Source organism: Streptomyces sp. NPDC019937 (assembly GCF_040631655.1).
In the GTDB taxonomy this organism is placed as follows: domain Bacteria; phylum Actinomycetota; class Actinomycetes; order Streptomycetales; family Streptomycetaceae; genus Streptomyces.
Genome location: NZ_JBEYAL010000004.1, coordinates 53220 through 55180, shown reverse-complemented (window position 1 = coordinate 55180; position 1961 = coordinate 53220). Strand labels below are relative to the sequence as shown.

General features: G+C 66.6%; 1 protein-coding gene and 1 pseudogene. Both read right to left on the bottom strand.

The features are described from left to right. Positions 1 to 22 precede the first annotated feature (22 nt). Complete coding sequence (locus ABZ562_RS05000) at positions 23 to 466, bottom strand: YbaB/EbfC family nucleoid-associated protein (protein WP_361474161.1); 444 nt, start codon at positions 464 to 466, stop codon at positions 23 to 25. A gap of 72 nt (positions 467 to 538) precedes the next feature. After that, positions 539 to 1961 (bottom strand): annotated as a pseudogene (locus tag ABZ562_RS04995) (microtubule/TRAF3 and DISC1 binding protein); the annotation flags it as partial.

Below are 1961 nucleotides of genomic sequence, written 5' to 3'. Positions count from 1 at the left end.
GACCGATCACCTTCCCCAACGCTCATTGGCTGTCTTCGTCGATCTCGTCGCGCAGCCGGGCCCTGCTCGAACGGCGGGAACGGCCTTGATCGCCGTCGAGGGCCGATCCGAAAATCCGGTTCCAGTCGAGGTCGATGCCCCGGCGGGCCGAGCCCTCGGGGCCCGGCTGGGTGAAGGGCTCGAAGGTGTCCATCACCCGGCGGGCCATCTGGGCACGCCCTTGCTGCACGGCCTCCAGGATCGAGGAGGCGAGCTGGGGGCCCGTCATGTTCTGGTGTTTGTTGTCGAGGAACTTCAGCCCCGTCAACTCGCCCTGGGCACCGACAGTCGCCTCCACCACACGGTCGCTCGAGCGCACCGTCGCGGACGCCTGGCGGAGATCCGCCTCCGCCCGCGCGACAGCCGCCTGGGTGGCCTGGAGCTCGGCCATGGCCTGGGCGATGCGCTCCTGCAGCGGTTCGGTCAACGAATACTCCTGCGTAAGGTCAGATGTCGATCATTGTGCAACATCGGGACGACAAAAGGAATTTGAGATTGGTCAGCGTCCGATCACCGCTGGTGAACCTCCCTCGTCGGTGCCCCAGACGTCGTCCTCCTCCGGCTCCCAGACCTCACGCTCACGGTCGCTGCTCTCGGTCTCCGTCTGTCCGGGTCCGCCCGCACCGCCGCCCATCCCCGGCAGGAACGGGTTGCCGCCACTGGTACTGACGGCCTGCCGGTCCTCGTACACACCGCCCTTGCCGCGCGAGCCGGGAGCGCCACGGCGGTTGCTGACCACGTCACCGCTGTCGATCACGTTGCGGGTGCGTTCGGAGGGGCCGCCCTCGCCGCCCTTGCCACCGCCCATGCCGCCCATACCACCCATGCCGCCCATGGGCATGCCGCCCATGCCACCCATACCACCCGTACCGGCTATGCCGGGGGGCACCGGGCCGTTGTTCAGCGGAGTGCCACGGCCCGTACCGGGGGACCCGTCGGCGGACTGGCCGGGGTTGCCCAACGACGGCTCCTGATAGGCATTGTCGTCGTACAGCTCCTCCTCGTAGGAGGGACCGCCGTAGTCGTAGGAGGGCGGGTTCAGCGCGCCCGAGTACCCACCGCCCAGGTGGGAGCTGCCTCCGGGGCCGCCGCTCTGGTAGTCGGGAAGCGCGTTGTCGGGGTCGTTCAGATAGCCCGTGGTCGTCGTGCCGTCCGGGCTGGTGATCGAGGTGGCACCGGTGTCCGGGTCCACCCGCGAGGTGCTGCCGTCGGGGTACTCGGTGACCACCTGGCCCTGTGGGTCCAGGTGGGTGGTGCTGCCGTCGGGGTTGGTGAGCAAGTCGCCGGCGTTGAGCGGCCCGGAGTAGTGGCTGCCGTCCGGCCTGGTGATGGTCGCCGTCTGGCTGTTCGGGTCGATCTCGGCCTTGCTGCCGTCCGGGAAGTCCGTCACGACGCGGCCCTGGGAATCCAGGTGCGACTGGCTGCCGTTGGGGTTGGTCAGCGAGTCGTCGCCGTTGACCGGTCCGGAGATGTGCGGCGAGAGCTGATTCAGGTCGCCGTTGTTCAGCTGGCTCGGATCGCCATTGTTGAGCTGGCTCAGGTCGCCATTGTTGAGCTGGCCCAGATCTCGGTTGCCGAGCTGATTCAAGTCGCCATTGTTCAGTGAACCATTGAGCTTGAACTGCTGCTTCTGGAACTCCTCCTGCTTCTGCTGCTGTTGCTGCTGAAGCTGTTCCTGCCGCTTCTGCTGCTCCTCCTGGAGCTTTTCCTGCTTCTGTTCCTGCTCCTGGCGGATCTGGTCCTGCTTCTGCTGCTGTTCTTCCTGCTTCTGCTCCGCCTGCTTCTGCTGCTCCTCCTGCTTCTTCTCCTGCTCCTGGCGGATCTGCTCCTGCTTCTGCTGCTGCTCTTCCTGCTTCTGCTCCGCCTGCTTCTGCTGCTCCTCCTGCTTCTTCTCCTGCTCCTGGCGGATCTGCTCCTGCTTC